The organism is Constrictibacter sp. MBR-5, from assembly GCF_040549485.1.
Classification (GTDB): domain Bacteria; phylum Pseudomonadota; class Alphaproteobacteria; order JAJUGE01; family JAJUGE01; genus Constrictibacter.
Genome location: NZ_JBEPTK010000007.1, coordinates 261,828 through 282,358, shown reverse-complemented (window position 1 = coordinate 282,358; position 20,531 = coordinate 261,828). Strand labels below are relative to the sequence as shown.

Genomic DNA, 20,531 nt, shown 5'->3' with positions numbered 1-20,531 from the left:
GGTCCGGCTGCGGGCGGTGGGGGGGGGGGGGGGGGGCGCCGCCCCGCCCCCCCCCCCCCCCCCCCCCCCCCCAGGGGGGCGCCCGTGACCGTGGAGCCGGCCGAGCCCGAGCGCGTCGTAGTGCCGCGACCGGAATCGCCGGCGCCGGTCGGCGCGAGTCGCGCAGCGGGTAGCGAGCCGATCGTCGCGGCGCGGGCTGCGCCGGACGGAAGCGCTCGCAAGGCTCAGTCCTCGGCGCCGACCCCGGCGCCTTCGGCCGCCACGCTGCGGCCGCGCGTGGCGGCCGAACAGCCGCTCCCCCGGCAGCAGGCGATGGAACGCGCCGCGGCACCGCCTCCGCCGCGGATCGAGGTCCGCATCGGTCGCATCGACGTCGAGATCGCAGCGCGGCCGGCGGCGACGCCGGCCGCCCCCGCCCCGGTACGCGAGCGGCCGCGCGGCTTCGACGCCTATGCGCGGCTGCGCGCCTACGGGGAGCGATAGAGATGGCGGACCATACCGCCATAGCCGGGGTCAGCCGCAGCCTGCGGACGCTGCTGCGCGACCGGATGGCCGCACCGGTGGCGGTCACGCTGGCGCCGCCGGACGTGACGGTGGCCGGCATCAACGACGCGCGGGTGAACCTCTATCTGTTCCACGTCGGCGAGAATCCGGAGCTGCGCAACCAGGACCTGCCGGGCCGCGGCCATCCGGGACGCTATGGCCGGCCGCCGCTGTCGCTGAACCTGCGCTACCTGCTCACCTGCCACGGTGCGACGGAGGACCAGGAGGAGTCGGATCTCAACGCGCAGATCGTGCTGGGCGACGCGATGCGCGCGCTGCACGACCATGCCCTGATCACGGAGAGCCTGGTCATCGGGCGGCCGGCGGCCGGCACGGTCGGCGACCCGATCCTCGATCTCGCCCTGCGCGGCCAGGTGGAGCGGGTGAAGGTGACGCTGGTCCCCTCCGGCCTGGAGGAGATGTCGAAGCTCTGGTCGACCATCCACGACGTGAATTTCCGCCGGTCGGTGATCTACGAGGCGACCGCGATCCAGATCGAGAGCCTGGCCGAGCGCCGGCTGGCGCCGCCGGTGGCGGTGCGTCGCATCTTCATGTCGACGCGTGCGCGCCCGGAGATCGCCGCCGCCTATCACGAGCCGGTGCCGGGCGACCCGCCGCGCGACGCGCGGGTGCGGCCGGGCGAGACCGTGGTGATCGAGGGCCGGAACTTCGTCGCGGACCGCACCTTCGTGCGGTTCGGCGAGCTGGAACCGATCCGCGTGGTGCCCGCCGGAGCGGAGCGGATCGAGATCGCGGTGCCGGACGATGCGTATCCGATCGATCTCGACAACCCGGCGCCGCGGCCGATCGCCGCCGCCGACAGGCTGCAGCCGGGGCCGCTGCTGGTGCAGGTCCTGATCGAGCACGGGGTGGAGGGTGTGGAGGGCGCCCTCGACCGGGGCACGCCGATCAGCGAGCCGCGCAGCTTCCGCTCCAACCAGGTCGTGCTGGAACTGGTCCCGACCGTGACGGGCATCGACCCGGCCGACGGAACCGCTGCCGGCCTGCTGCGCGTCGACGGCGAGCGGCTGTGGGACCCGGATCTGGTCACCTATGTCATCGTCGGCGACGTGCCGATCGAGGTGCGCGAGCCCGGCGTTGGCGATCCCTGGGCGGCGCCGACGGCGACGAGCGTGCAGGTGCCGCTGGGCCTGCTGGCCGACGCGCTGCCGACGCCGCCGGCCGGCGGGCAGCCCTATGCGGTCAGTGTGCAGGTGAATGGCGCACGCAGCCGCGCCGACGGCACCACCTTCCTGTTGAGGCCGTGAGCGGATGACCGAAGCCGCCGCCAGACGCGCGAGGGACGGGGACGCCGGGGCTGCCGCCGAGGCGGCGTGGCTCGACCTGTCGCTGGCGGCGCTGCGCCTGCGGCTGGAACGGCGGGTTCTGTGGCTGCGTGCCGCGCCATGGACCGACGACCGGCTGCACGGCTATGGCGAGCAGGTGGTCAGCGACACGCGCGCGGACTGGCTGCTGCGCGGCGTCGGCGGCGCCGCCTACGCCGGGTTCCTGGAGCGCGATGCGGACGCATGCGCCCTCGGCCGACGCATCGCGGCGGCGGAGGCGGACGCAGAAGCCCTGCGGCGGCGGCTCGTTCGCGACGGCCGGCCCGCGCCGATCGACCGTGTCGCAGGCCTGTTCGGCCTGTCGCCGCTGGAGCAGACGATCCTGCTCACGGCGCTCGCGCCGAAGCTCGATGCCGGCCTCGGGCAGCTCTACGGCTATGTCCACGACCGCATCTCGGTGGCGCACGCCACGCCGCACCTGATCGAGGCGCTGCTGGCGCCGGACGTGGCGGCGCTGGACGTGCGCCGGGCGCTGCTGCCGACGATGCCGCTGCGGCGTTTCCGCCTGGTCGAGTGTCCGGGTGACGGCGGGCCGCTGTCGCCGATCCTGCTCGACGAGCGGATGGTGGATGCCCTGTGCGGACTGGACTACCTCGATCCGCGCGCCCGCGACGTGCTCCAGCCGGCGTCGCCGGCGGTGCCGGCGCCCTGCCACCTGCCGCTGGTGGCGCCGCTCGTCGCGGTGCTGGCCGAGGCGGCGCGGCCGGCGGTGAACCTGATCGGCCCACCGCGCAGCGGCCGGCGCGGCGTCGCCGCCGCGGTCGCCGACCGGGCGGTCATGGGCCTGCTCGAACTGCGCCTGGACCGCCTGCCCGCGGAGCCCGCCGCGCGCCTCGCCGTATTGGCGCTGATCGAACGGGAGGCGGCATTGCTGCGTTTCGCCGTCCTGCTCGACGCCGATGCGGCCAGGGAGCCGGAACTGGCGACTGGTCAGGCAACGGCGCTGGCGGATGCGGTGGAGCGGCTGGAAGCCTTCCTGATCGTCGTCGGCGAGCGAGCCGTCGCCAGCGACCGCGAGATCCGCCGCCTGGAACTGACGCCGCCCGACGCAGCCTCGCGCCGTGCCATCTGGGCGGGGGCGCTGGCGGAGAGCGGGGGCGCCGATGCCGATGTCGCCGCACTCGCCGCGCATTTCGACTTCGCCTCGACCGACATCCTCCGCGTCGCCCAGGACGCCGCTGCCGCGGGCGCCGAAACGATCTGGCGGATCGCCCGGCGGCAATCGGGAGCCGACCTGGGCGATCTCGCCCAGCGGATCGAGCCGCGCAACGGCTGGGACGACCTGGTCCTGCCCGATGCGGTGGCGGCGCGGCTGAAGTCGGTGGCCGCCCAGGTGGCGCAGCGCGGCCGGGTCTACGAGGAGTGGGGCTTCGCCCGCCGCATGAGCCGCGGCCAGGGCATCTCCGTCCTCTTCGCCGGGCCGAGCGGTGTTGGCAAGACGCTGGCGGCGGAGGTGATCGCCGGGAGCCTGAACCTCGACCTCTACCGCATCGACCTCGCCGGGGTAGTCAGCAAGTATATCGGCGAGACCGAGAAGAACCTGCGCCGCATCTTCGACGCCGCCGAGCGCAGCGGTGCCATCCTGCTGTTCGACGAGGCCGACGCCCTGTTCGGCAAGCGCAGCGACGTGAAGGACAGTCACGACCGCTACGCCAACATCGAGGTCTCCTACCTGCTGCAGCGGATGGAGGAGTATCGCGGCCTCGCCATCCTCGCGACCAACATGAAGACGCACCTAGACCAGGCCTTCCTGCGCCGGCTGCGCTTCGTCGTGAACTTTCCGATGCCGGACAGCGTGCTGCGGCGGCGCATCTGGGCCATGTCCTTTCCGCCGGACGCGCCGGCCGAGGGCATCGACCTGGACCTGCTGGCGCGGCTGGAGGTGGCCGGCGGCAACATCCGCAACATCGCGCTCAACGCCGCCTTCCTGGCGGCCGAGCACGGCCGGCCGCTCGGCATGCGCGACATCGCGGAAGCGGCGCGCGCCGAGTTCGAGAAGATCGACCGGCAGATGCCGCTGGCCGAGTTCGCGGGGGAGCGGCGGGCATGACCGGCGAGAGCGCACGGATCGAGATCGGCCGGGTAAGCGTCGCAGGCGCGCCCGCGGCGCTGCACGACGGCGCGGGTTTCGGCCGGGCGCTGGAGACTGCGCTGGTGCAGGCGCTGCGCGGGGTGGAGACGGGGGTGTCCGGGATCATCGCCGTGGACGCCCTGAAGATCCGCCTCCCCGAGGGGGCGGGTGCCGGCGACATCGCCGCGGCCGTGGCCGCTGCGGTCGCCCGGGCAGCGGCCGGCGCGGCGAGGGAGGGATAGCCATGCGGAGCATCCGTCAGACACGTCGTTCACGGCACGGCACCACATCCGCGGGCCATGCGACGGGCCCGCGGCAGCAGGCGGCGGTAACGGCGGAGAGCAATCAGCGCACCCAGGCGATACTGGCCGCCGGTCCCGCGATGAGCGTGAGCCGCCCGGGCGACGCCGACGAGATCGCCGCCGAGCGGGCGGCCGATGCCGTGATGGGTTCGGAGACGGGTTCGGGGCGGATGCCCGCGCTGGGATGGATCGGCGCCGGCGGCATCCAGCGGATGACCGCCGAACTGAGCCCGCGCGAGGAGGATGCGCAGGTCCGCGGCGGCGAAGCACCGCCCGAGGAACGGCTCCAGCGCAAGGCGCGCGGCAGCGGCGGCGCGGAGACCGCACCGGCCGGGGTGGCGGCGCGGGTCGCCGCCCGTGCCGGCCAGGGCCGGCCGCTCGACCGGCAGGTGCGGTCCTTCATGGAGCGGCGGTTCGGCCGCGACTTTTCGGCGACCCGGGTGCACGAAGGCGCCGAGCCGGCGCGGCTGGCCGAGGCGGTTTCGGCGCGCGCCTTCGCCTGGCGCTCCGATCTCTATTTCGCGCCCGGCGAATACCGCCCCCAGAGCGCGGCGGGCAGGCGGATCATCGCGCACGAACTGGCGCACGTGGTGCAGCAGACGTCGCCGCCGGCGCGGCGCGGCGATGCGGGCGACCGTGCGTCCGTCAGCCGCGCCGCCGCCCCAACTGCCGGCCACGCCGCCGCCGCGGCACCGGCACGGATCGCGCGCCTCTCCGCGCCGCGCCGGATGGTCGCCCACGACGTCCACCCGTGGCGCGACGATATCTCCGGCTCCAACCTGGAAGCTGCGACCGATGGCGGCGGCACCGTTGCCGGCTGGCAGGCCTATTCGCCCTGGCAGATCCAGTATCACTACTGGTGCCACGGCCTTTCGCTCGGTTCGTTCGAGCGGTTCGGCTATTCGGTCTATTCCGGCCCGCCCATGGAACAGGTCGTGCGCGACGAGTGGCAGGCGGTTCCGGCGCACACGGCGCGGCCCGGCGACATCGCCGTCTGGACGCCGACCTACGACCATTCGGCCCGCTTCACCTCGGTATCGGCGCCGGGCGGCCGGCTCGACGAGGACGCCAGCCGGCTCGACACCAAGAACGGGCAGCAGCCGCTGACCAATGCGAGTCTGGCGGAGATCCGGCGCGCCTATGCCGGTATCTCCACCGGCTCGCCGCAAGTCTTCCGGCGGAAATAGGGGCGGCCATGCGATCCAGCACCGCCACGGCGAAGACCGCAGCCGGCCCCGTTTCGGGGAAGGCATCGGGCGACGCGCGGTCCGTGGCCGCGGAGCGCGGCCGCGCCGGCGTCGGCAACCAGATGGCGCTGGCGCGCCTCGGCGACGGCCAGCCGCTGCCGTCGTCGCTGCGCGCGTGGTTCGAGCCGCGACTCGGCACCGATCTCGGCGGCGTCCGCCTGCATCACGGTCCCGCGGCGTCGGTCGCCGCGAAGTCGCTCGGCGCGCAGGCCTTCACTGTCGGCAGCGACGTCGTGTTCGGCAGTGGGCGCTATCGGCCCGAGACGCCGAAGGGACGCTGGCTGCTCGCACACGAACTCGCCCATGTCGGCCAAGCTCGAATCGGAGGGGCGCGCAGCGCTGCCGCGCCGTCGGCCGACGCGGCGGTCGAGCGGGACGCGGATCGGGCCGCCAGCGACATGATGCGGGGCCGCCCGGCACGCCTGTCCGTGGGGCGGGACGCACGGCGCCCGCATCTGTTCGGCGAGCCGCAGCACGTGCCGGAGACGACCTACATCGCCGGGCAGGACCCGCGGAACGACGGCTTCCTGCAGGACGCGACCGCCTATCACCAGGCCTGGGGACTGCGCCCGCGGATCGTCAACTCGGTGGAAGAGATCGTCGATCATCTGCGCGGCGGCCGCGGCAAGGTCGGGCGGATTCGGATCATCACCCACGCGAGCACCAACAACCTCTTCACTGCACTGTTTCGCGGCGGCACGCCCGGCATCCTGGAGCCGGTGCTCAGCGGCTTCGCCGCCGGCGACCAGGCGGGCCTCGAAGCGCTGTATGGCGGCGGCCTGCTCGTCGCCTCGACCTATACGGGCATCCTGAACGATCTGCGGACGAACAATCCCGCCGTCCTGCGCCCGTTCGGCCTGGATACGCCGACGAGCACACCGTCCGGCGCGGTGCAGCGGCTGATCGAGCGCAGCGCGGATCTGCTGATGTTCACCGCGGGGCAGGTCGACCCTGCGGCTCCGCAGGACGAGCAGACGACTGCCGCCGGGCAGCGCGGGACGTTCCAGACGGCGTTGCGCACGATCCTGGCCGGGCTGCGACAGCAGGTTCAGCAGCCGGCTCCGGCGGGCGCCGGCGTGACGGCACAGCAGGCTCAGGACCTGCAGGACGCCATCCTCGCGAATACCGCGTTCACCTTCACGCTGGGTGCGCAGCCCGCCGATTTCGCCGGCGGGATCGCGACGGCCAACGCTGCGATCGGCCGCGGCTTCCGTGCCCACCTCGACGGGGCGCGCGCGCGGTTCGACACTTCGAGCTGGATCGACATCCGCGGCTGCCGGGTCGGCGGCAACCTCACCTATCTGCAGGCGGTGTCGAACTTCTTCGGGGCCGGTGCCGACAAGCCGCACGTGTCGGCACCCGACTGGTGGCAGAGCTTCCCGACGGTCGGCTTCCAGACGCTGGTCGATGCCGACATCGCCACCCAGGCTGCGGACACGGACGTTCAGACGGCGCTGGATCACTGGTTCGGCGTCACCGGTGTCCGCTCCTACATGCTGGGCCAGATCATCTATTGGATGGACCTGCTGATCCGCGAGCAGCGGGAGCGTGCGCCGGAGGGGCTGCGCCTGTCGGGGCCGCAGCCGGGCGGTGCGTTGCTCGGCGGACTGGTGCCGCCCGACGGGCTGGGCCTGCTGCCGCCGCTGCTGCCGCGCCTGGGCGGCATGCAGTTGGAGCCGCCCGGCCTGCTCGGGACGCGCCCTGCGTCGCCCGGCGTCGGGCTGGGCCTGCCGCAGATGCGCAATCCGATCTATTCGCTGGCGGAAGGCGAAGTGGCGCGGCTTCAAGCCGAACTGGCGCGGATAGACGCGTTCACGACGGAGGAGAAGCTCCGCTACTATCTCGACATGGCGCTCGTCCTGCCGGTGCAGGCGGCCGCCGATCCCCAGAACATCCGCCTGTTCATGAAGCATTCCCTGCGCGGGCAGGCCATGAACAACTGGCTGGGCAGCATCTGGTCGACGCGCGCCCCGGGGCTGGCGGCGCTGCAGCGCGGCGGCGTCGCGTCGGGCGATTCGCGGCGCGTCGAGGCGGTGGTCGACCAGGACCCGCAGCGCGCCGTCACCGAGATGTACATCTCGCCTGACCCGCGCTACGCCGAACACATCAAGAGCATCTGAGCCATGAACGACCGGGTCAGGGATCTCTCGATGCGGAAGCCGGCGCCGGCAAGCCATGCGGCGCCCACCGGCACGACATGGTCGGCGCCGCCGGCCGTCGGGAACCAGGCCACCATCGGCGGCATGCAGAGCCCGTTCCCGATGCTCAGCCATGCGCAGCTCCAGGCGATCATCGCCGAGAGCGAACGACCGATCCGGGAGTGGCTGAAGGCGAACACGAGCCGCCTCCATATCCGATCGCTGAGTTCGATCGTCGCCGAGGTCTATCGCGAGGTGCCGAAGGCGGCGGGGCAGGGGCGCGGCACGATCGAGTATCTGGTCAAGGAGTGGGCGGCGTCGGCCGGCGTCACCCTGGCGCCGGAGCCGATTCCGCCGGCGCCCGCCGGGCCCTCCATCGCCGACAGTTCGATCGTCTCCAGCGTCAAGGGCGCGATCGAGACGATCGTCGACGGGGTCGGCGTCGAGCGCAGCCACGGCTACGCGAAGATCAAGGTGGGCGGGCCGACGATCGGCCTGCGCGGCAAGGGCTTCGAGGCGGCGGGCAGCGTCTCCTGGAGCGGCGGGTTCGCGGTGGAGACGTCCTACGAGGGATTCCACTTCTCCGGCAGCATGGAAGCCGACAAGTGGGAGATGAGCCTCACCTTCCCCGGCGAAGACTATACGCCGGACCTCAGCCGGCTCTCCGACGTGTTCGGCAAGGGCGAGAAGGCGATGCGCGCGATCCTCGCCCAGACGGCGGGCTTCGAGCGGATCGAGGACATTCCCGAAATCGCCAAGGCCGTCTCGCCGCACCTGGAGCCGGTGAAGGAGGCGGTCAAGGCGGCGCAGGGAGCGGCGGCGACCAAGGCGGGCGTGAATTTCGGCATCGAGGCGAGCGGCCCCGGCCCCATCCCCGATCCGGCCGGCGGGCCGCAGGGGGTCAAGGTCCTGGGCGTCCTGACGATACGGTTCTGAGGTGGATGATGGCGTCCGATTTCCCGCGCAGTCCCCGGATCCTGAAGGGCGCCCTGGTCGCCTACCAGCTGCCCGACCTGATCCCGACCATCATCGTCTTCCAGTACAACCCGGACGAGGTCAGCCGGAACCTGCAGGGCCGTGCGACCGCCGGCGGCGGGCGCGGCGATGCGGGCCGCACCAACGGGCCGCCCAGCGAGACCATCTCCCTGAGCGTCGAGATCGACGCGACCGACCAGCTGGAGCATCCGGGCGAGAACGGCGTGGCGGTCGACAACGGCCTGCATCCGGTGATCGCTGCGCTGGAAGGGCTGATGTACCCGTCCTATCCGGTCGTCATCGCCAACCAGATCATGGCGCTGGCGGGCAGCGCGATGATCCTCGGCGAGCCGGCGCCGCTGGCGCTGCTGATTTGGGGACCGAAGCGCGTCCTGCCGGTGCAGGTGAGCAGCCTCTCCATCACCGAGCAGGCCTTCGACACCAACCTGAATCCGACGCGGGCGAAGGCCGACCTGTCGCTCAAGGTCATGACCTACCGCGACCTCGATCCGACGAGCCCGGCCTACTGGGTCTACATGGCCGCCTTCACCCAGAAGGAGGTGATGTCGGCGATCAACACCATCGGCAACATCCAGTCGGTCCGGCAGATCCTGCCGTTCTGAACCAAGCCCCAGACGGAGCGTCACCATGTTCTTCCGCGGCAGCCGATACGAAGGGGTCCCCGAGGCCGAACTCGCCACGGCCGATGGGCGCACGATCCGCTACAAGCGCATCCGTTTCATCCCGGACACGGGCGGGACGACGGCGGGCACGGTGCCCTATCGCGTGCAGCCGGACGACCGCCCCGACCTCGTCGCCTACAAGACCGCCGGCGATCCTGAGCTCTTCTGGCGCCTGTGCGACGCGAACCGCGTGATGCGCCCGGACGAACTGACCGACGAGCCGGGCAGCTTGATCCGCATTCCGGCGCCGGGGAGCTGACCCGTGCCGCTGCTGCCATCCTTCTTCACGGTGCAGGTGGCGTTCGCGCCGCTGCCGCCGCCCTTCATGTTCGCGCTGCGCCAGATCGAGGTCGAATGTTCGATCGAGCGGGCGAGCATCTTCCGTCTGCATTTCGACCTGAGCCGGACGATGCTCGGCGACTGGGATCTGCTGCAGTTCGACATCTTCCGGCCGCTGGTGCCGATCCGCATCTCCGTCGCCTTCGGGCTGGGCCTGCCGCAGACGCTGATCAACGGCTATGTCCGCGACGTGGAGGTGAAGAACAGCAATCAGCCCGGCGCCTCCACCCTGGACGTGGTCGGCCTGGACGCCACGGCCACGCTGATGAACCACATCCAGCAGCCGATGACCTGGCCGAACCTGCCGGACAGCGAGGTGGTGCGCACCATCTTCGCCAAGTACGCGATTCTGCCCTTTGTCCTGCCGACGCCGCCGCTGCGCACGATGGTCGACGTCACGACGACGCAGCGCGTGCCGGACATCCGCTATGTAAAGCAGCTCGCGGAGCGGAACGCCTACGAGCTCTACGTGCAGCCGGATCCGCTGGCGGGGATGGATGTCGGCCATTTCCATCCGCCGCAGACGGTGATGCCGCCGCAGGGCGTGCTGTCGGTCGATCTCGGCATCGAGACGAACCTGCTCGATTTCAACGTATCGAACGACACGCTGCGGCCGACCTCGGTCGCGAAGGCGTCGATCGATCCCCTGACGAAGGCGCCGATCCCGGCCATCGCGCCGACGCCGATCGAGCCGCCGATGGGGCTGGAGCCGACGCTGGCACGGATCATCCCGCCGCCGATCTCGCGGCCCGGTCCGTCGGATGCCGCAAGTCCCGCCGAGGTGCAGGTCCGCGCCCAGGCAGAGGTGAATGCGGCGAGCCGTTCGGTGCGCGGCTCGGGCGAGGTCGACTCGCTGAAATACGGCCGGCCCGTGCGGCCGGGCCTGCCGGTGCTGATCCGCGGCGCCGGCCGGCAGCACAGCGGCCTCTACTACGTGACCGAGGTCACGCACACGATCTCGGAAGACGGCTATTCACAGAACTTCCAGGCGTCGCGCAACGCGGTCGGGCTGACGGGGGCGGAGATCTTCGTCGACCCCCTGGCGGCGATCGCGTGAAGGCGAGCGCATGACGGGCGGAAGGAGATAGGCATGCCCGATTCCGGCGCATCCGATCCCGGCGGCAGCGGCGCCACCGAGCGCCACTACGGCAAGTATCGCGGCCTCGTGCTGAACAACATGGATCCCCTGAGCCAGGGCCGCATCCAGGCGACGGTGCCGGAGGTACTGGGCGAGATCCCCACCGGCTGGGCGTCGCCCTGCGCGCCGTTCGCCGGGATGCAGGCCGGGTTCTACGCGATCCCACAGGTCGGCTCCGGCGTCTGGATCGAGTTCGAGGCGGGCGACGTATCGCGCCCGATCTGGGTCGGCGGCTGGTGGGGCACGGCGGAAGTGCCGATGAAGCCGATGGGCGTGCCGACGACGCCGACCACCAAGATCCTGCGCAGCGACTTCGGCCTGATCGCGGCCTTCGACGACGTGGCGCAGACGATCACGCTGTCCGATGCGGCGGGCATGAACCAGGTCGTGGTGGACGCGGCGATGCAGACGGTGACGGTCAAGGGACTGGCACGCGTGGTCGTCGATTCCGCGCTGATCCAGGTGGGCAGCCAGGGGGCGGCGCATCCGGCGGTCTTCGGCGATCAGCTGCTGGCGTATCTCAACCAGATCGTCGCGATGTTCAACGCGCACGTCCATCCGGGCGAACTGGCCGGCGGGTTCCTGCCGGTGACGCCGGCGCCGCCCGTGCCGCCGCTGCCCGCGGCGACGCCGAGCCTGCTCTCGGTCAAGGTCCTGCTGGAATAAGGATGCGGATGGCATGGCGATCAAACCCGGCAACCTCGGTTCCAAGGTCGACCCGCTCCCGATTCCGACGGCGTTCGCCAACTCGATGGCCGCCGCGATCGAGGCCGAACTGAACGCCCTGCTGATCGCGGACGGGCTGCCGGCCCTCGACATCGACAACACGCCGGAATCGCGCGACCGGCGGCGCCTGTTCGCGGCGATCGCGCGCGGCGTCGTCCGCCACCTGCACGACAATCTCGATGCCATCAAGGTGCAGCGGCTGGACGCCAGCCAGGTGTCGCCGACCATGACGGTGGAGGGCCTGTAGATGGCCGAGCTTCGCTATCTCGACGTGCCCTTCGGGCTCGACGCATCGGGGCGCACCGCGGAAACCGACGCCGACGATCATGTGCGCGATCTCATCCGCCAGGTGCTGTTCACCAACCCCGGCGAGCGGGTCAACCGCCCGGACTTCGGCTGCGGCCTGCGCCAGCTCGTCTTCGCGCCGAACTCCGATGCGCTCGCCGCTGCGACGCAGACGCTGGTGCACGGCGCGCTGCTGCGCTGGCTGAACGACGTGATCGCCGTCGACGCGGTGAAGGTGACGGCGCGCGACGAGGTGCTGGAGGTCACCGTCGGCTACGTCCGGCGGGAGACCGCCGAGCGCCACGAAGACGTCTTCCGGCGGCCCACGACATGACGGCGACGGGATGAAACGGCCATGACCATCGACGCTTCAGGGCTGATGTGGTGCCGCGACGATCGCCGCAGGGGCGACGTCGTCAATCATCCGGGCGCGCTCAACGGGCTCGACTTCGTCGAATATTTCGAGGACGACGCCGCCCCGCCCGGCCAGCAGCATCGGATCGAGGCGACGTTCCTGAAGCCACCGCCCGCCGCCCTGGTCGGCAGCCCGGGCAGCTTCGCCGTCAGCGGCGGGGCGCGCATCGTCGGCATCGCGGTGCTCGACGTCACGGCGCATGCGATGGAGCCGCTGCGGCTGAACGTCTTCGTCGACCGGGCGGGCGATTTCTCGACCTACCTGCTGTCGGTGATGCATGCGGACATGGATCCGCAGCTCGCCGCCGCACCCTTCGGCTTCAAGGCATCCTGCCCGACGGATTTCGACTGCCGCACCGATACGGAGTGTCCGCCCGACGCGCCGCCGGAGCCGCTGATCGACTATCTCGCCAAGGATTTTCAGAGCTTCCGCCGCCTGCTGCTCGACCTGATTCCGCAGCGCAATCCGCGCTGGCTGGAGCGCAATCCGGCCGACCTGGGCATGGCGCTGGTCGAGCTGTTCGCCTATGCCGGCGACCATCTCTCCTATTTCCAGGACGCCGTCGCGACCGAGGCCTATCTCGACACGGCGCGCCACCGCATCTCGGCCAAGCGCCACGCGCGGCTGGTCGACTATCGCGTCCATGACGGGCGCAACGCCTGGACCTTCGTGCAGTTCGAGGCCGACGGGGCCGGCGTGGTGCCGCAGGGAACGCAGCTGCTGACGCGGGTCGCGCGGCCGCTGCGCGGCCAGCCGGCGGCACCCGGCCCGGTGATCGCGCCCGGCCTGCTCGACTTCGACGGCGACGCTGCGCTGCAGTCGGTGACCGTGTTCGAGACGGCGGCGCGCACCACCGTCGATCCGGATCACAACGAACTGCGCTTCCACACCTGGGGCGACGCCCAGTGCTGCCTGGCGCGGGGTGCCATCGAGGCGTGGCTCTACGGACTGCCCGCGGGCGGCGGCAACCAGGATGCCTACCGGCCGCAGCTTGCAGTGGGCGACTATCTGCTGATCGAGGAGGTGCGGGGGGTCGTCACCGGCGCGCCGGCCGACGCCGATCCGGCGCATCGTCAGGTCGTGCGGATCGAGGCGGTCGAGGATACCGAGGATCCCGTCTACGGCGTCACGCTGACGGACGGGGCGCTGAACCTGCTGGGCGCGCCGGGCGATCCGGCACTGCCGCTGCAGCGGGTGGTCTGGCGCGCGACGGACGGGTTGTCCTTTGCCGCCTGCCTGTCGGTCGATACGCCGGAGACGGGGCCGATCGCCAACCTGACGGTGGCACGCGGTAACGTGGCGCCCTGCGACCACGGACGGACGGTTATCCGGGCTTTGCAGCCGCCGGCGTCGAGCAGCGGCCTGAACGGCGTGACCGAACTGCCGCTGCCCGACGGGCCGCTGACGCTGCAGGCCGCGCCCGCTGCGCCGACCTTCGACGCGGACGGGCGGATGGTGCAGGGCCGGCACGACCTGGGCGCGGACGTGCGGACGGTCTCGCCCGCAGCGGTGCTCATCCTCGCGTTTCCGCCGGCCGAGATCGAGATATGGACGCCGGTCCCCGACCTGCTCGACAGCGGCGCGTTCGACCGGCACTTCGTCGTCGACATCGACAATGACGGCGGCGCGGTGCTGCGTTTCGGCGACGACGCCTATGGCGCCCGTCCCCTCGGCGCGGTGGCGGCGACCGCGCGCTACCGGATCGGCAACGGCAGGGCCGGCAACCTGGGCCATGGCGCGCTCGTGCACGTCGCGACGCCGTCGGCCGCGGACCTGGTCGATCCGGCGAATCCGGGGGCACCCGCGGCGCCGTTCCCCGGCATCCTGCGCGTCCGGCAGCCGCTGCCGGCGCGGGACGGGACCGACCCCGAGACGATCGAGGAGGTGCGGCAGCTGGCGCCGCGCGCCTTCCAGGCCGAGCAGTTCCGGGCGGTCACCGAGGCCGACTACGAGAAGGCGGCGCTGAAGCTGCCGGAGATCGCGGCGGCCAAGGCGACCTTCCGCTGGACCGGCAGCTGGCACACGGTGTTCGTCGCGGCGCATCCGGTGTCGCGCGACGATCTCGTGGTGCTACCAGGCGGCGGGGCGGAACTGGCGGAGGCGCTGCGCGAGCGGCTGACGGCGCACCTGATCGGCTACAAGCTCGCCGGCTACGACCTGCGGGTTCGCGCCGCGCAGTATGTGCCGCTGGAGATCGCCATCGAGATCTGCGTGGCGCGCGGCCACTTCCGCGGCGACGTGCTGGAGGCCGTGTCGAAGGCGCTGTCCGGCTTCTTCGCGCTCACGCAGTTCGCCTTCGGCCAGCCGGTCTATCTGAGCCGTCTCTACGCCGCGGTGGAAGCGGTGGAGGGCGTGGATTCGGCGCACGTCACCGTCTTCAAGCGGTACTGGGAGGCGGCGAACGGCGAGATCGGCAAAGGCCTGATCGCCATGGGCGACTTCGAGATCGCCCGTTTGGACAATGATCCGAACTTCCGCGAGAACGGCGTGCTGCGGCTGACCGCGGTGGGAGGGCTGTGAACATGGCACAGATGCTGCCCCATCCCGCCTTCTGCGCCTGCTGCGCACCCGGTGTGGCGCCGGCGCCGGGCCTGCTGTTCAACCGGCCGGGCCTCTCGGCGCTCGCCTACCGGATCGGCACGTTCGGCTCGTTCCGGGCCGCCATGCTGCAGGCGATCGCCGAGGAACCCGCGCTCGCGGGCCTGACGACGCGCGAGAGCGACGACTACGCGATCACCATCCTGGAGCTTTGGGCGGCGGTCGGCGACGTGCTGACCTTCTACCAGGAGCGCAACGCCAACGAGTTCTTCCTGCGCACGGCGCGGGAGCGCGATTCGGTGCTGCGGCTGGCGCGGCTGCTCGACTACCACCTGCGCGCCGGGCTCGCCACGACGACGCAGTTCGCCTTTACCCTGGACAGCGGTGCTACGACGCGCATCCCGGTCGGCCTGAAGGTGATGAGCGTTCCCGGCCAGGACGAGCGTCCGCAGTTCTTCGAGACGATCGAGGAGATCCGTGCGCTCGCGGCCCTGAACCGGGTGCGGGTATTCGCGCCGCCCCTGCTCTTCAACGCAGTGGCTCCGGGTGGGACGCGCGCGCCGATTCTCGCGGCACCGGACGGATTGGCGCCGGGCAACAAGCTCGTCTTCTTCACCGCCTGGGCGGCGGAGGAGAAGACGGCGACGTCGCTGGAGAACCGCGACGGCGGGCGGGAGCTCGGCTGGGCGCCGGGCATCCAGGCGGCGAACTGGCGCGCGGACGCGGCGCACGCCGCGAAACTGAAGCGCAGCCTCGGCTTCTTCGGCCGCGGGGCGCCCGACAGCTATTCCTTCTACGACGCGAACCCGGCGATCCCGCCGGCGCAGCGCTGGAAGACGGTGACGGCCGGGTCCGGCGGCTATCTCATGGGATTGCCGGCGACGGGCTTCCTGCCGCTCGAATCGCGTGCGCCCGACCTGGAGCCGGGGGCGCTGATGCTGGTCGACGCCGGTGCGGGCAGCGTGCCGCGCATGCGCCTCGCCCGCGTCACCGAGACGAAGGACGAGCCGGCCAAGCTCGGCCAGATCCAGGACACGGTCACCCATGTGGCACTGCGCCAGGTGATCCACGGCCGGCCGGCGGCGGTGTCACGGGCGCCGGGCGCCTATGCCGTGTTCGCCCGCAGCGGCACGGATGCGGCGCTGTCGATGATCCTCGACGGCGGCGTCGGCGACGGCAGCTGGCAGGCGCGCGACGGCGGCATCCTGACGACGCCGCCCGTGGCCGTCTCGTCGGCGCTCGACCGGATCGAGCTGTTCGGCCGCGGCCTCGACAATGCGCTCTGGGTCGACACGATGGGCCCCGGCGGCTGGAGCGGCTGGTCGTCGCTCGGCGGCGGCCTGACCTCCGGACCGGCGGCGGTGTCGCACACCGGCGGCGCGCTGCACGTCTTCGTGCGCGGCTTCGACCTGGGGCTCTGGTATCGCAGCCGCGTCGGCGGCGCGTGGGGCGGCTGGCAGCCGCTCGGCGGCGTGCTGATGTCGGAGATATCGGCGGCCTCTTGGGGGCCCAACCGGATCGACGTGTTCGTCCGCGGTGTCGACCGGGCCATCTGGCGGCGATCGTGGAACGGCGTGTCGTGGGCGGCGTGGCAGTCGCTGGGCGGCACGGCGGCATCGCAGCCGGTCGCGGTGGCGCGCGCCGCCAACCGCCTGGACCTGTTCGTGCGGGCCGACGACGGCAGCGTGACGTGGCGCGCCTGGAACGGCGCCAAATGGTCGGACTGGACGTCGCTGGGCGGCGACATCGTCGAAGAGCCGGCGGCCGTATCGACCGGCGCCAGCCGCATCGACCTGTTCGCCCGCGGCAGCGACGGCGCGCTCAAGACGGCCTATTGGAACGGGGTCAAATGGAGCGCCTGGACGTCGCTCGGCGGGACGCTGGGATCGGCGCCGGCGCCGATCGCCGTCGGCACCGCGATCTACGTCTTCGTACGGGCCGCCGACGGAACGCTGCTGCAGCGCAGCTGGAACGGCAGCTCCTGGACATCGTGGATTTCGCGCGGCGACGGCATCGGCGGCATAGCCGACCGGCGCAAGGCGCGGATCTGGCATCTGGAGTCGCCGGAGATCGCGTTCCGCGGCTTCGACTATCCGGAGCGGATCGAAACGGGCCGCGTCGTGGCGCCGCTCGCCGATCTCGCCACGATCGAGAAGGGCCGGCGCATCATCATCGAGGATGGGGCGGCGACGCCGCACGTCGCCACCGTGACGGCGGCGACGCCGGTCGCGGCGATCTGGGGCGGCGAGCCGTCGCATCTCGCCATCGACTTCACGCCGGCACCCGCGACCCCGCTGTCGTCGGCGACGGCGGTGCTGCTCGGCAACGTGGCGCAGGCCAGCCATGGCGAGACGGTCGCCGACGAGCCGCTCGGCAACGGCGACGCGACCCGCGCCTTCCAGCGCTTCGTCCTGCGCAAGCCGCCGCTGACCCGCCTGCCGAGTTCGAAGTCGGTGGCCGGCGCCAGCACGCTGACCCTGCGCGTCAACGGCGAGGCCTGGACCGAGACGGACAGCCTCTACGGCCAGCCACCGAACGCGCGCGTCTTCACCGCGCGGCAGAACGACGACGGCGGCACGGTGGTGCAGTTCGGCGACGGGCGGACGGGGGCACGCGTGCCGACCGGGCAGGGCAACGTCGTCGCCAGCTATCGTCAGGGGCTCGGTCTCGGCGGCCGGATGGCGGCCGAGCAGCTCTCCATCCTGCTGACCCGGCCGGTCGGGCTGCGCGCGGTGCGCAATCCGCTGCCGGCCGAGGGCGGCGCGGATCCGGAGCCGCTGGAGACGGCGCGCGAGACGGCACCGACGACCGTGAAGACCTTCGGCCGTGCGATCTCGCTGGGCGACTTCGAGGCGCTGCTGGCGACCTCCGGGCTGGTGGCGAAGTCGCGGGCGACCTGGGTCTGGAAGGGGCTGGAGAAGGCCGTCCACCTGACCGTGGCGGCGCAGGAGGGGGCGACGCTGTCGGCCGACTCGCTGAAGTCGCTGCACGATGCGCTCGACACCCAGCGCGACATCAACCGGCGCCTCGACATCGCCAACCTGATCCGCGTGCCGGTCGTCGTGCGGGCGAAGATCGTGGCGGATCCGGCACGGGTCGCCGACGAGGTGCGGGCGGCGGCGCTGAAGGCGCTGCTCGATCATTTCGCCTTTGCCGCGATGCCCCTCGGCCGGTCGGTGCATGCGAGCGACGTCTTCGCCGTGCTGCAGGGTGCGCTTGGCGTCGTCGCGGTCGATCTCGACGTCTTCCGCTGCAAGGGAGCCGAAACCTGGACCGCGGCGCAGCGCGCGCTGCGCGGTGCCACGGCGGCGGCACAGCAGCGCCATGTGCGGATCTTCGACGCGCGGCCGAACACGGGCGGCGCGCTCGCCGGCGATCCGGTCGTCGCCGGCGTCTTCGGCGGCGCGCCGCCGGCGGTGATACCCGCCGAACAGGCCTTCATCGAGAGCCCCGACACGGACGTGACCCTCACCATCGTCGAAGGACTGGGCGGGCAATGAACGGCACCGAACAGAACGAAGACAAGCTCTACAACCTGCTGCCGGCGCTCTATCGCGAGCAGGACGCCGAGCAGGGCGAGCCCCTGCGCGCGCTGCTGCGCATCGTCCAGCGCCAGGCGGACGCGATCGAGGCGGACATTGGGGCGCTGTGGAACAACGCCTTCGTCGAGACGGCCGCCCCCTGGGTCGTCCCCTATATCGGCGACCTGGTCGGGACGACGCCGCTGTTCGACGCGTCGCACATCCGCCAGCCGGACACGGCCAAGGCGCTGTTCCCCGACCTCGCCGGGCCGACCCTGGTCCCCGAAGTCGCGCTCCGCGCGCGGGCCGACGTGGCGAAGACGATCTACTACCGCCGGCGCAAGGGCACGTTGCCCATGCTGGAGGAACTGGCGCGCGACGTGACCGGCTGGGCGGCGCATGCCGTCGAGTATTTCGAACTGCTGGGCTGGACGCAGTTCGTGCGCAACCACATCCGCGAGCATGCGCTGCTCTGCCCCGACATCCGCTCGCCCGAGGCGATCGACCGGCTGAACGGCCCGTTCGATCATGTCGCACACACCGCCGACGTGCGCGCCATCGCCCAGAACGAGGGCTGGTGGAACATCCGCAACATCGGCTTCCACCTGTGGCGCCTGCGCAGCTTCGAGGCGGAGCGGGTGACGCCGCGGCGCGTGACGGCGGCCGACGACTGGCGGCTGCATTTCAGCCCGCTCGGCCAGGACGCGCCGCTGTTCTCGCGGCTGCGGCGCGAGGGCGACGCGCGCGGCCTCGCCACCGAGTTCCACGTGCCGCAGGCGATCCGGCCGGCGCTGTTCTACGAGGATCTGGAGGCCTATGGGGGGGTCCTGCCGCCGCCGGGCTTCACCGGCTTCTACGGCCTGTTCGACGTGGTGCCGGGATCGCTGCTGCCGCAGGCGCCCGACGCCAGCCTGATGGTCTTCCTCGATGGCATACCGGTGCCGCCGGAGCGGGTGCGCTGCTCCAACCTGTCGATCTGGTCGCAGCCGGCGGACGACACCATCGCCGTCGACGTGGCGCGGGGCCGTCTGGCGTTGGGTGCGCTGTTCGATCCGGCGCTGCCGGTCGAGGTCTGGTTCCATCACGGGTTCCCGGCCGACCTGGGCGGCGGTCCCTACCGGCGTCGCGCCTGGCAGGTGCGGCGCGACCTTCAGGACCGGACCCTGCCGGTCGACGGCAGCGGCGATCCCGGCACGTTCGCCACCATCGCCGACGCCCTGGCGGAGTGGGTCAATCTGGGTCGGCCGAACACGGTCGTCTCGGTGCGCGACAACCGCACTTATGCGGACGCCCTGACCATCGAGCCGGCGGATGGTGCGTGGCTGGCGATCGAGGCGGCGGACGGCGTGCGCCCGCATCTGCGGCTGCCGGCACCGCTGACGATCACGGGGATTCACGAAGGCGCGTCGGTCACGCTGAGCGGCCTGCTGATCGAGGGGACGGTCCATGTGGAGGGCTCGCTCGACCGGGTGCGGCTGCTGCATTCGACGCTGGTGCCCGGCGGGAGCATCGCCGAGCCGGATCCGGACCTGCCGCCGCCGGCAGCCGGCCCGACGCCGGCCGCGATCCTGGTCGAGGGCGAGGCCGGCGGCGAAGAGATCAACCAGGACCTGCGCATCGAACTGGCCTTCTCGGTGACCGGGCCGCTGCGTCTGCCGCGCCACATCGAAGGTCTTTGGGCGCTCGATTCGATCATCGACGGGGTCGACGTTTCGGCGATCGCCGATCCGGCGGCCGACGATGCGCCGGGGCCGCCGGCCTGGTTGGAGCGGGTGACCGTCATCGGTGCGACGCACGTCAAGGAACTGACGCTCGCCAGCGAGGTGATCTTCGACGGCGTCGTCCTGTGCGAGCGCCGCCAGACCGGCTGCGTGCGCTTCTCCTGGCTGGCGTCGGGGTCGGAGACGCCGCAGCGCTATCGCTGCCAGCCGGACCTGCGCATCGCCGAAGAGATCGAAGCGGCCGGCGGCGATGCGCTCGGCCAGGCGCAGAAGGACGCGATCCGCGACCGGGTCCGGCTGTGGCTGACGCCCGAATACACCTCCGAACGCTACGGCCAGCCGGCCTATCGACAGCTCCACCTGAACGGGCCGGCCGAGATCGCCAAGGGGGCGGAGGACGGATCGGAGATGGGGGCCTATTGCCATCTGAAGCAGCCGCAGCGCGAAGCGAACCTCCGCCTGCGGTTGGAGGAATACCTGCCGTTCGGGCTGGAGCCGGGAATCATCTACGCGACGTGACGCGGCGCACCGCTTCGTACCGCA

Annotated in this window: 16 protein-coding genes; all 16 read left to right on the top strand. The window is 71.8% G+C overall.

Annotated features, from left to right (window positions below; translation table 11 throughout):
• The first annotated feature begins 84 nt into the window (after window positions 1–84).
• From ABIE65_RS16630 to ABIE65_RS16555, 16 genes are read left to right on the top strand one after another with little or no spacing between them, the layout of a single operon-like run.
• Window positions 85–483, top strand: coding sequence for a hypothetical protein (locus ABIE65_RS16630; protein ID WP_354079163.1), 399 nt, complete (start codon window positions 85–87; stop codon window positions 481–483).
• 2 nt (window positions 484–485) lie between these two features.
• Window positions 486–1,811: a Pvc16 family protein gene (locus ABIE65_RS16625; protein ID WP_354079161.1), complete on the top strand. Its 1,326-nt coding sequence runs from the start codon at window positions 486–488 to the stop codon at window positions 1,809–1,811.
• Window positions 1,812–1,815: 4 nt separating this feature from the next.
• Complete coding sequence (locus ABIE65_RS16620) at window positions 1,816–3,939, top strand: AAA family ATPase (protein ID WP_354079159.1); 2,124 nt, start codon at window positions 1,816–1,818, stop codon at window positions 3,937–3,939.
• Window positions 3,936–4,202: a hypothetical protein gene (locus tag ABIE65_RS16615; protein WP_354079157.1), complete on the top strand. Its 267-nt coding sequence runs from the start codon at window positions 3,936–3,938 to the stop codon at window positions 4,200–4,202. The genes ABIE65_RS16620 and ABIE65_RS16615 overlap by 4 nt, the downstream gene beginning before the upstream one ends.
• 2 nt (window positions 4,203–4,204) lie before the next feature.
• The gene (locus tag ABIE65_RS16610; RefSeq protein WP_354079156.1) at window positions 4,205–5,449 is read left to right on the top strand and encodes an eCIS core domain-containing protein; all 1,245 of its coding nucleotides are present in this window, start codon (window positions 4,205–4,207) and stop codon (window positions 5,447–5,449) included.
• Window positions 5,450–5,457: 8 nt separating this feature from the next.
• Entirely contained in the window at window positions 5,458–7,629 is a 2,172-nt protein-coding gene (locus ABIE65_RS16605) for an eCIS core domain-containing protein (protein ID WP_354079154.1), read from the top strand.
• Between the two features lie 3 nt (window positions 7,630–7,632).
• On the top strand, window positions 7,633–8,583 hold the full coding sequence (locus tag ABIE65_RS16600; RefSeq protein WP_354079152.1) for a hypothetical protein: 951 nt from the start codon (window positions 7,633–7,635) through the stop codon (window positions 8,581–8,583).
• Between the two features lie 8 nt (window positions 8,584–8,591).
• The gene (locus ABIE65_RS16595; RefSeq protein WP_354079150.1) at window positions 8,592–9,245 is read left to right on the top strand and encodes a hypothetical protein; all 654 of its coding nucleotides are present in this window, start codon (window positions 8,592–8,594) and stop codon (window positions 9,243–9,245) included.
• A gap of 25 nt (window positions 9,246–9,270) precedes the next feature.
• Entirely contained in the window at window positions 9,271–9,564 is a 294-nt protein-coding gene (locus ABIE65_RS16590; RefSeq protein WP_354079148.1) for a LysM peptidoglycan-binding domain-containing protein, read from the top strand.
• 3 nt (window positions 9,565–9,567) lie between these two features.
• Entirely contained in the window at window positions 9,568–10,701 is a 1,134-nt protein-coding gene (locus ABIE65_RS16585) for a phage late control D family protein (RefSeq protein WP_354079146.1), read from the top strand.
• A gap of 33 nt (window positions 10,702–10,734) precedes the next feature.
• Window positions 10,735–11,448: a phage baseplate assembly protein V gene (locus ABIE65_RS16580; RefSeq protein WP_354079144.1), complete on the top strand. Its 714-nt coding sequence runs from the start codon at window positions 10,735–10,737 to the stop codon at window positions 11,446–11,448.
• A gap of 13 nt (window positions 11,449–11,461) precedes the next feature.
• Window positions 11,462–11,755 (top strand): hypothetical protein, encoded by a 294-nt coding sequence (locus ABIE65_RS16575; RefSeq protein WP_354079142.1) that lies wholly within the window; start codon window positions 11,462–11,464, stop codon window positions 11,753–11,755.
• Entirely contained in the window at window positions 11,756–12,127 is a 372-nt protein-coding gene (locus ABIE65_RS16570) for a GPW/gp25 family protein (RefSeq protein ID WP_354079140.1), read from the top strand.
• 21 nt (window positions 12,128–12,148) lie between these two features.
• Window positions 12,149–14,728: a baseplate J/gp47 family protein gene (locus ABIE65_RS16565; RefSeq protein ID WP_354079139.1), complete on the top strand. Its 2,580-nt coding sequence runs from the start codon at window positions 12,149–12,151 to the stop codon at window positions 14,726–14,728.
• A 2-nt stretch (window positions 14,729–14,730) separates the two neighbouring features.
• Window positions 14,731–18,246 (top strand): putative baseplate assembly protein, encoded by a 3,516-nt coding sequence (locus ABIE65_RS16560; protein ID WP_354079137.1) that lies wholly within the window; start codon window positions 14,731–14,733, stop codon window positions 18,244–18,246.
• Window positions 18,243–20,507, top strand: a complete 2,265-nt coding sequence (locus ABIE65_RS16555; RefSeq protein ID WP_354079135.1) for a hypothetical protein — start codon at window positions 18,243–18,245, stop codon at window positions 20,505–20,507. The genes ABIE65_RS16560 and ABIE65_RS16555 overlap by 4 nt, the downstream gene beginning before the upstream one ends.
• Window positions 20,508–20,531 lie beyond the last annotated feature (24 nt).

Bases quoted from the DNA above. Each gene is read 5' to 3' on its own strand.
- ABIE65_RS16570 (WP_354079140.1), top strand. From the start codon at position 11,756: ATGGCCGAGCTTCGCTATCTCGACGTGCCCTTCGGGCTCGACGCATCG.
- ABIE65_RS16580 (WP_354079144.1), top strand. From the start codon at position 10,735: ATGCCCGATTCCGGCGCATCCGATCCCGGCGGCAGCGGCGCCACCGAG.
- ABIE65_RS16560 (WP_354079137.1), top strand. From the start codon at position 14,731: ATGGCACAGATGCTGCCCCATCCCGCCTTCTGCGCCTGCTGCGCACCC.
- ABIE65_RS16590 (WP_354079148.1), top strand. From the start codon at position 9,271: ATGTTCTTCCGCGGCAGCCGATACGAAGGGGTCCCCGAGGCCGAACTC.
- ABIE65_RS16605 (WP_354079154.1), top strand. From the start codon at position 5,458: ATGCGATCCAGCACCGCCACGGCGAAGACCGCAGCCGGCCCCGTTTCG.
- ABIE65_RS16595 (WP_354079150.1), top strand. From the start codon at position 8,592: ATGGCGTCCGATTTCCCGCGCAGTCCCCGGATCCTGAAGGGCGCCCTG.
- ABIE65_RS16610 (WP_354079156.1), top strand. From the start codon at position 4,205: ATGCGGAGCATCCGTCAGACACGTCGTTCACGGCACGGCACCACATCC.
- ABIE65_RS16565 (WP_354079139.1), top strand. From the start codon at position 12,149: ATGACCATCGACGCTTCAGGGCTGATGTGGTGCCGCGACGATCGCCGC.
- ABIE65_RS16555 (WP_354079135.1), top strand. From the start codon at position 18,243: ATGAACGGCACCGAACAGAACGAAGACAAGCTCTACAACCTGCTGCCG.
- ABIE65_RS16575 (WP_354079142.1), top strand. From the start codon at position 11,462: ATGGCGATCAAACCCGGCAACCTCGGTTCCAAGGTCGACCCGCTCCCG.
- ABIE65_RS16620 (WP_354079159.1), top strand. From the start codon at position 1,816: ATGACCGAAGCCGCCGCCAGACGCGCGAGGGACGGGGACGCCGGGGCT.
- ABIE65_RS16600 (WP_354079152.1), top strand. From the start codon at position 7,633: ATGAACGACCGGGTCAGGGATCTCTCGATGCGGAAGCCGGCGCCGGCA.
- ABIE65_RS16615 (WP_354079157.1), top strand. From the start codon at position 3,936: ATGACCGGCGAGAGCGCACGGATCGAGATCGGCCGGGTAAGCGTCGCA.
- ABIE65_RS16625 (WP_354079161.1), top strand. From the start codon at position 486: ATGGCGGACCATACCGCCATAGCCGGGGTCAGCCGCAGCCTGCGGACG.